Annotated in this window: 9 protein-coding genes; 5 read left to right on the top strand and 4 right to left on the bottom strand. The window is 35.0% G+C overall.

Annotated elements, in window-relative coordinates:
• The first annotated feature begins 38 nt into the window (after nucleotides 1–38).
• From VKY47_RS02960 to VKY47_RS02940, 5 genes are read left to right on the top strand one after another with little or no spacing between them, the layout of a single operon-like run.
• Entirely contained in the window at nucleotides 39–590 is a 552-nt protein-coding gene (locus tag VKY47_RS02960) for a hypothetical protein (protein ID WP_324310224.1), read from the top strand.
• Nucleotides 591–635: 45 nt separating this feature from the next.
• A complete protein-coding gene (locus VKY47_RS02955) occupies nucleotides 636–1,010 on the top strand; it encodes a cupin domain-containing protein (RefSeq protein ID WP_324310223.1) in 375 nt (124 codons plus the stop codon).
• Nucleotides 1,007–1,834 (top strand): alpha/beta hydrolase, encoded by an 828-nt coding sequence (locus tag VKY47_RS02950; protein ID WP_324310222.1) that lies wholly within the window; start codon nucleotides 1,007–1,009, stop codon nucleotides 1,832–1,834. The genes VKY47_RS02955 and VKY47_RS02950 overlap by 4 nt, the downstream gene beginning before the upstream one ends.
• An 18-nt stretch (nucleotides 1,835–1,852) precedes the next feature.
• Entirely contained in the window at nucleotides 1,853–2,614 is a 762-nt protein-coding gene (gene rluF, locus VKY47_RS02945) for a 23S rRNA pseudouridine(2604) synthase RluF (RefSeq protein ID WP_324310220.1), read from the top strand.
• A gap of 1 nt (nucleotide 2,615) precedes the next feature.
• The gene (locus VKY47_RS02940; protein WP_324310218.1) at nucleotides 2,616–3,035 is read left to right on the top strand and encodes a VOC family protein; all 420 of its coding nucleotides are present in this window, start codon (nucleotides 2,616–2,618) and stop codon (nucleotides 3,033–3,035) included.
• Between the two features lie 3 nt (nucleotides 3,036–3,038).
• Here the strand turns inward: VKY47_RS02940 and VKY47_RS02935 are convergent, their stop codons facing one another.
• The 4 genes from VKY47_RS02935 to ffh form a co-directional block, all read right to left on the bottom strand.
• Nucleotides 3,039–4,778, bottom strand: coding sequence for an alpha/beta hydrolase-fold protein (locus VKY47_RS02935; RefSeq protein ID WP_324310216.1), 1,740 nt, complete (start codon nucleotides 4,776–4,778; stop codon nucleotides 3,039–3,041).
• Nucleotides 4,779–4,984: 206 nt separating this feature from the next.
• Nucleotides 4,985–5,701: a TMEM164-related integral membrane acyltransferase gene (locus tag VKY47_RS02930; RefSeq protein WP_324310214.1), complete on the bottom strand. Its 717-nt coding sequence runs from the start codon at nucleotides 5,699–5,701 to the stop codon at nucleotides 4,985–4,987.
• A gap of 26 nt (nucleotides 5,702–5,727) precedes the next feature.
• Complete coding sequence (locus VKY47_RS02925) at nucleotides 5,728–6,603, bottom strand: bifunctional 5,10-methylenetetrahydrofolate dehydrogenase/5,10-methenyltetrahydrofolate cyclohydrolase (protein ID WP_324310212.1); 876 nt, start codon at nucleotides 6,601–6,603, stop codon at nucleotides 5,728–5,730.
• A gap of 114 nt (nucleotides 6,604–6,717) precedes the next feature.
• The gene (ffh, locus tag VKY47_RS02920) at nucleotides 6,718–8,046 is read right to left on the bottom strand and encodes a signal recognition particle protein (RefSeq protein ID WP_324310210.1); all 1,329 of its coding nucleotides are present in this window, start codon (nucleotides 8,044–8,046) and stop codon (nucleotides 6,718–6,720) included.
• Nucleotides 8,047–8,133 lie beyond the last annotated feature (87 nt).

Genomic DNA, 8,133 nt, shown 5'->3' with positions numbered 1-8,133 from the left:
GTAACTTTGTCAACTAAATAAAATCACCCCTATTTTATATGAAAACATCCATCCTTAGTCTAGCCATTGTAGGCTTTTTATTAATTGGTTGCAAAAAAGAACAAGATCCCTTTCAAATTGGGAAGCAGCATGTTGGTTTATTAACAGATTCCACACAAGTAAAAGATCTAAAAACTGTTTTTGTAAACGATTCGGTTGTAGAAAGACTTCTTGATAACGAATTCACTTTTAACAGAACCGATATTGATATTTTTGATAAAGCAGGTAACAAATTACTGACCTTAACTCCAAAAAAAGTCCAAGATCCTACATCAACTATTGGAACCATAAAAGTGTTGGATGCGCGATACAAAACAGATAAAGGTGTTTCTATCCTAAGTACGTTTGGAGATATCGAAAAAAATCATAAAATTTCAAGTATCCAAAACACGCTAAAAAACGTCGTGGTTTTTGTAAACGACAACAATACATTTTTTACCATTTCAAAAACCGAATTACCACCAGAACTTCAATTTGACACAAGCGCAAAAATTGACGCAGTATATATTCCTCAAAAAGCCAAAATTAAATATTTCATGATCGGTTGGTAAAACCTTATGAAATCGAAACTGAAGTTGAAGTTGAAGTAAAAAGATATGCGAAAAGATAAAAAATATATCATACAAAATGCTCCATTTATAGTTCCAACAACTGATGGGAAAATAATTAAAGAACATTTTGGAAATGCCAGTCAAGGAGATTCCAAACTAAGCATTGCACACATGTTGGCACCTGGCGGTTGGAGCGAACCATTTCAAACTCCAGAATTCGATGAATACACCTTTATAATAAAAGGTAAAAAGCAATTTGTAATCGATGGAGAAGAAATTGTTTTAGAAGCTGGACAATCCATTAAAATAGAAAAAAATACGCGAGTACAATATTCCAATCCGTTTACAGAGCCTTGTGAATATCTTGCCATTTGTTTACCAGCATTTTCCATGGACCTAGTTAATAGAGAAAGCGAATGAAACTTGTTTTACAAAAAACGATAGGTTTAATTATAAATTTTACGGGCATATTTTTTCCAAAATTAGCCGCTAGAATGGCTTTGTTTTTATTTACAAAACCCTTGAAAGGCCAAATAAACGAGAAACAATCCGACTTTTTAGATACCGCTTTTAGAGAAGAACTCACTTTTAATAAAATGCCCATTATGACCTACCGCTGGTTGGGCGAAAAGGAAACTATTTTATTGGCACATGGTTGGGAAAGTAATTCTGCTAGATGGCAAACCTTAATTACCAATTTAAGGAAAAGAGGTTTTGGCGTCGTGGCGTTAGATGCTCCTGCACATGGACGTTCTGGAAGCGACCGCTTTAACGCCATTATTTATTCTGAATTTATAAAAGTAGTTTCCGAACGCTTTCAACCCAATATTATTATCGGACATTCAGTTGGCGGTATGGCTTTAGCTTATTATCAATTTAAATATCAAAAAGAGTCCATTGAAAAAATAATTCTTTTGGGCGCTCCTTCAGAGTTTACCGATGTTTTAAAGAGATATACAGACATGCTTGGCTTTAGCAATCGCGTTATAAAACATCTTAATTTAATGATTAAAGAGCGTTTTGGCCAATATCCAGAAGCATTTTCAACAGCAAATTATTCGGAACATATTAGTTCAAAGGGATTAATTATTCACGATAAAAAAGATCGAGTTATTCCTTATAACGATGCTCTTTTAATTAAAAATAAATATAAAAACAGCAGATTGGTTTCAACCGAAGGTTTTGGCCATTCTCTAGCTACAGATGAAGTTTCAAATTATATTTACGAATTTTTAGAAAACTAAAGTTGCTATCTTTGCCTTATGGAAGAAAATTTAAAACGAATTAATAAGTTTTTAAGTGAAGTTGGATATTGTTCGCGTCGGGAAGCAGACAAACTTATCGATGCTGGACGTGTTACCATAAATGGTGAAGTTCCTGAAATGGGAACCAAAATAGGTCCAAACGACATCGTCCATGTAGATGGAGAATTAATAAAAAACACCAAAGAAGAATTTGTTTATTTGGCTTTCAACAAACCTATTGGTATTGTTTGTACGACAGATACGCGAGTTGAAAAAGACAATATTATCGATTTTATAAAGTATCCGAAACGTATTTTCCCTATCGGAAGACTAGATAAACCCAGTGAAGGCTTAATTTTGCTAACAGATGATGGCGATATAGTAAATAAAATACTTCGAGCCAGCAACAACCACGACAAAGAATATTTAGTGACTGTTGACAAGCCTATTTCTCAAACTTTTTTAAAACACATGTCTGAAGGTGTGCCTATTTTAGACACCATCACTAAAAAATGTGAGGTTGAAAAACTAGGAACTTACGAGTTCCGAATTATTCTAACTCAAGGTTTAAACCGACAAATCCGTCGAATGTGCGAGTATTTAAACTATAATGTAGAAGCACTGAAACGTGTTAGGATCATGAATATTAAACTCGATATGCCAGTAGGCGAATATAGAGAGTTAACAGAAACCGAATTTAAGGAGCTATCCGATTTGTTAGAAGATTCTACACAAGAAATCATGACTCCCACGAAGCCTAGCAGAAAAGATAAAAAGTAAGATGCTTTCCCCTTTTCATATAGCCATTCCTGTTCATAATTTAGAAACCTGCCGAACTTTTTATCGCGAGATTTTAAATTGTGAAGAAGGCAGAAGTAGTGAGCATTGGGTAGATTTCAACTTTTTTGGTCATCAATTGGTTATTCATTATAAACCAAAATCCCATGAAAACGATTTACACAGCAATCCCGTAGATGGCAAACAAGTTCCCGTGCCACACTTTGGCGTGGTTCTAGCGTGGGAAACTTTTCAACAATTTGCCGAGGCCTTAAAACAAAAAGACATCCGTTTTATTATTGAACCTTACATTCGTTTTGAAGGCCAAGTAGGCGAACAGGCTACCATGTTTTTCTATGATCCAGCTGGAAATGCTTTAGAGTTTAAGGCTTTTAAAGATATGGATCAGTTGTTTGCCAAATAGATCTTACTTATAACGCCAACTTGTTAAGTCGGCACCTTTTGGAGCAGATTCCATAATACGTTTCATAATTTTTGGAACATACATACTATTGTATCGCAACCTAGTAATATGGTTGGGGTTTTCTGGATCTCCATTCCAACAATGTTCGGCACGATCGCCATAAGCTACTTCCCCATCATAATAAGGATCTGTCGTGCTTTCAAGGAAATCTTCCATTAAATAAACGGCATTGTTCAAATAATAATTATCCATATCTCCACAATAAATATGGATTTTCCCTTTTAGTTTTTCACCCAATTTATCCCAATCACGTTCTAAAATATGCCTTAAATCGAAATTCTCTTTCCAATATTCGGCAACTTCGTGATTTATTTCACCTGAATATTTATCCCAAATACGTTGCGGATAGCCATCAGCACCTTGAGGTGAATAGGTTGCTTCCCAAATATCATATTGTTCGCCAGATCGAGATTTGTCTCCAAGCACCAATTCCAAATGATTAATGGCTTTCATGGAGGCACTAATATGTCCTAAATAATCTCTATGCCCAGGTATTTCCACAGGATTATGATTGGATTTTGCATAATAAGCATTGTCATCTTCATAAAGATTATTCAAACAATAAGCTCTAAAATCGATGGGATCTGGACAAGCGGCAAAACACCCATTATATTCTTCAGGATATTGTACCTGAACTGCTAAAGCTTCCCAACCACCTGTAGAACCACCATATAAAAAACGAGCCCATCCTTCGCCTTGGCCTCTAAACATGTTTTCTATATATGGAATCAACTCGTAAGTAATAGCGTCGCCATAAGGACCTTGACTGGCAGAGTTTACCGCATAAGAATCGTCGTAATAAGGAGTTGGATGTTGTATTTCTATGATTAAGAATCTAGGGAAATCTGGTTCATTCCAGCGTTTATAGAAATTGTAGGCTTCTTGTTGCTCAATAATATTATATCCGTCTATCCCAAACCGATCTGAATATTCTGGTTTTAAATTTTCATCTGGAGGCGTGGTTCTAAAGCCACCAAAATCGCTTGGAAAATGCCCATGAAAAACCATAAGTGGATATTTGGCCTCAGGATGTTCGTTAAATCCTTTTGGTAATAACACATGAGCTCCTAAATACATGTCTCGTCCCCAAAATTCTGATAACACCTCAGATTTCATTTTAATATGTTTTATCCACTCGGTATCTTCCGGCTCTACGATTTCAGGAATAACCTGATCTAAAACAATCTGAATATTTGGAATGGAATTCTTGGAAACTTCAATTTTCACAGGTTTACTGTATAAATTTCCGGGAGATTTATTCCATTTTTGACCTTCACCTCTATCCATAGGCAGTTTAACTGTGTGTCCAGTAGATAAATTAAAGGTGTCGTAAATGTGTAAAACGGCTTGGACATAATAGGTTCCTGGTTTTAAATCGGATAAGGATTCATACGGAAAACCAAAATCGTCTTCGGAAAACATAATCGGTTCATTAGGTTTCAAATGATCTACATTTTTACCAAAAATAGGTTGTGCTTTTAAATCGTAAGCCACTTGAAATCGAGGCTCTACTTCATGGCTATCAGCTAAAACAAGAAGCAATCGTCCATCCAGACTGTCTAGATTAAGAGTGTCTGAATACGATACAGAAATATTGATTTTAGAAGACATATCGGAGGTTTTAGACTGACAAGCTAAGACAAAACTAAAAAGTATTAAGATGATTTTTGAAAAAGCTTTCATATGGTTAGTTATTTAGCCAAAAGGTAGGAATTTTAAATTAGAAATAAAACTGCCTGATGCCTCACATATCGTGTTTACAGCATATAACCTTAAAAAAAATCGTGAGATTTCAGTTTGCAAACTAATATTTCACAAGGGCTCTGGATAGCTCCAAACTAAGTTTTACAACGATTGTCTCGCAGAGTTTTAAAGATTAACTCCTGTTTTTACAAGTTGGAACTCGATTGTTTTTTCAATAAATAAAACGGGAAATAAAATAATAAAAAATAAGGAATAAGCATAAATTGCATAACAATTAAATAATATGGCCAAGGCCCTAAATAATCTAAAACAGTTATGGATGCCGGCTTTGCGTTTAAATACATATAATTAGAATGTAAAATTTCGTTTATAATCATAACAATTATAAAATAGATTTGTAAGCTAACAATTGATAAAAAGACACTATTAAAATCCGGGAAAATTTTTAAGATAAATAGCACATAAAACACAATAACCATAGGCATTAAATTCGCAATCCAATATCGAAAATATTCTAAAGATTGGGGGTTATTTGTTACATCGGGAGTTAGGATACCTTGAACTCCCCAAGCCATACTCCAAAAAAACAATATTCTAAAAAGTAAAGGTTTTTTTAAAATTAAGACAATTGGAAATATTAAAGCCGTGAAATTGTTTAAATAAAGAGGCAAATCTCTTTTAATATGAAACTCATGCGTTATTAACTTGTAAACTGGAACTAATAAAACAAATAAAGATAAACTCACAGTTAAAACGCAAAGCAAATTCACCTGTTGTTTTCTATTTAACTTGCTCTTTGCAAAATAGATGATAAAAGTACCAGCTAAAATAGCAACGACAATTGGAAACACATGCCAAAAACTTCCTATTTCTAGAATTGCCAAAAAAGCTCTAAACATCATTTATAAAATAGTATAAGTACAATGTTCTACATTTGTCTCTCGCGAGCAAGCAAGGTGTTTTTTAACAACATAGCAATGGTCATGGGCCCCACTCCACCAGGAACTGGCGTAATATAGCTGGCTTTTTTACTGACATTTTCAAAATCGACATCGCCTGTAATAACATAACCTTTTGGAGATGTTTCGTCGGCAACACGGGTAATTCCAACATCAATAATCACCACATCGTCTTTTACCATTTCTGCTTTTAGAAAATTAGGAACTCCTAATGCCGAAATAATAATATCTGCTTGAGAAGTAATTTGTGTGATATTTTTTGTGTGACTATGGGTAACGGTTACGGTCGAGTTTCCTGGAAAACCTCTTCTTCCCATTAAAATACTCATAGGTCTTCCAACAATATGCGAACGCCCAATAACAACGGTATGCTTTCCTTTGGTTTCTACATTATACCTATCTAATAATTCTAGAATTCCAAATGGCGTAGCGGGAATAAAGGTGGACATATCCAATGCCATTTTCCCGAAATTCATAGGATGAAATCCATCCACATCTTTATCTGGATTCACAGCCATTAAAACTTTTTGTGTATCAATTTGTTTTGGCAAGGGCAACTGAATGATAAACCCATCGATATCCGGATTGGTGTTCAGTTCGTAAATTTTATCTAGAAGTTCTATTTCACTGGTTGTATTGGACATTCTAACCATAGTAGATTCAAAACCTACACGTTCGCAAGCTTTCACTTTGCTCGCTACATAGGTTAAACTGGCTCCATCGTTTCCAACAATAATAGCAGCTAAATGAGGTACTTTTTCCCCTCTAGCTTTCATTTTTTTTACTTCTTCAGCAATTTCATTTTTAATGTCGTTACTTACTTTTTTCCCATCTAGTATGACCATAGCTACTACTAATTTCTCGCAAAGACGCAAAGGCGCAAAGCTTTATTATAATATATTTAAATAATTTTTTAAAAACTAAAACTGTATACTGCTACTGAAAACTGAGACTGAACTTTACTTCATTCCCTTCATGGCTTGCATGATGGCTTTTCCTTTTCCGCCTTGCATCATCTTCATCATCTTGCTCATTTGATCAAACTGCTTTAACAACTGATTCACTTCTTGAACCGATGTTCCCGAGCCTTTTCCAATACGTTTTTTTCTACTGGCATTTATAACCGATGGGTTTGTACGTTCCAAAGGGGTCATGGAATGGATAATAGCTTCAATCCCTTTAAAGGCATCATCGTCCACATCAATATCTTTCATCATTTTTCCAGCTCCAGGAATCATTCCAATAAGGTCTTTCATGTTCCCCATTTTCTTGATTTGCTGAATTTGCTTTAAGAAATCGTCAAAACCAAATTGATTTTTGGCAATTTTCTTTTGGATTTTTCTTGCTTCTTCTTCATCATATTGCTCTTGAGCTCTTTCTACAAGAGACACAACGTCTCCCATTCCAAGAATTCTGTCGGCCATACGTGACGGATAAAACACATCAATAGCTTCCATTTTTTCACCGGTACCAATAAACTTAATAGGTTTATTTACTACAGATTTAATGGAAATAGCAGCTCCTCCACGAGTATCACCATCTAATTTTGTTAGAATAACCCCGTCAAAATTCAAGACGTCGTTAAAAGCTTTTGCTGTATTAACCGCATCCTGCCCCGTCATAGAATCTACAACAAATAGCGTTTCTTGTGGTTTTACGGCTTTATGGATGTTCGAAATTTCGGTCATCATGGCCTCATCTACAGCCAAACGACCAGCGGTATCTATAATTACCACATTAAAACCATTGGCTTTGGCATAAGCCACACCGGCTTTTGCAATTGCAACTGGATCTGTATTGCCTCTATCGCTAAAAACCTCAACGTTAATCTGCTCTCCAACGACGTGTAATTGGTCGATTGCAGCAGGACGATACACGTCACAAGCTACCAATAAAGGTTTCTTTGTTTTTTTGTTTTTAAGAAAATTAGCCAGTTTTCCAGAAAAGGTAGTTTTACCAGAACCCTGCAAACCAGACATTAAAATAATGCTCGGATTTTCAGACAAATTAAGTCCCTCTGCATCTCCTCCCATGAGTTCGGTTAATTCGTCCTTAACGATTTTAACCATTAATTGTCCTGGCTGAAGTGTAGTTAATACGTTTTGTCCAAGAGCCTTTTCCTTTACTCGAACAGTAAAATCTTTAGCAATTTTAAAGTTAACATCGGCATCTAAAAGCGCTCTACGAACTTCTTTTAAGGTTTCGGCAACGTTTACTTCTGTAATACTTCCGTGTCCTTTAAGAACATGTAAGGCTTTATCTAACTTTTCGCTTAAATTATTAAACATAATGGATCTTCATTTTTAAGAGGCACAAAAATAGCACTTTCAAGTGTATTTATGAAGTTTCATATAGAATTAATTATATAAAAAAAG

This window comes from Xanthomarina sp. (genome assembly GCF_035306705.1).
Lineage (GTDB): Bacteria > Bacteroidota > Bacteroidia > Flavobacteriales > Flavobacteriaceae > Xanthomarina.
Note: the sequence above shows the minus strand (reverse complement) of the source record. Positions and strands in the feature narration are given on the sequence as shown.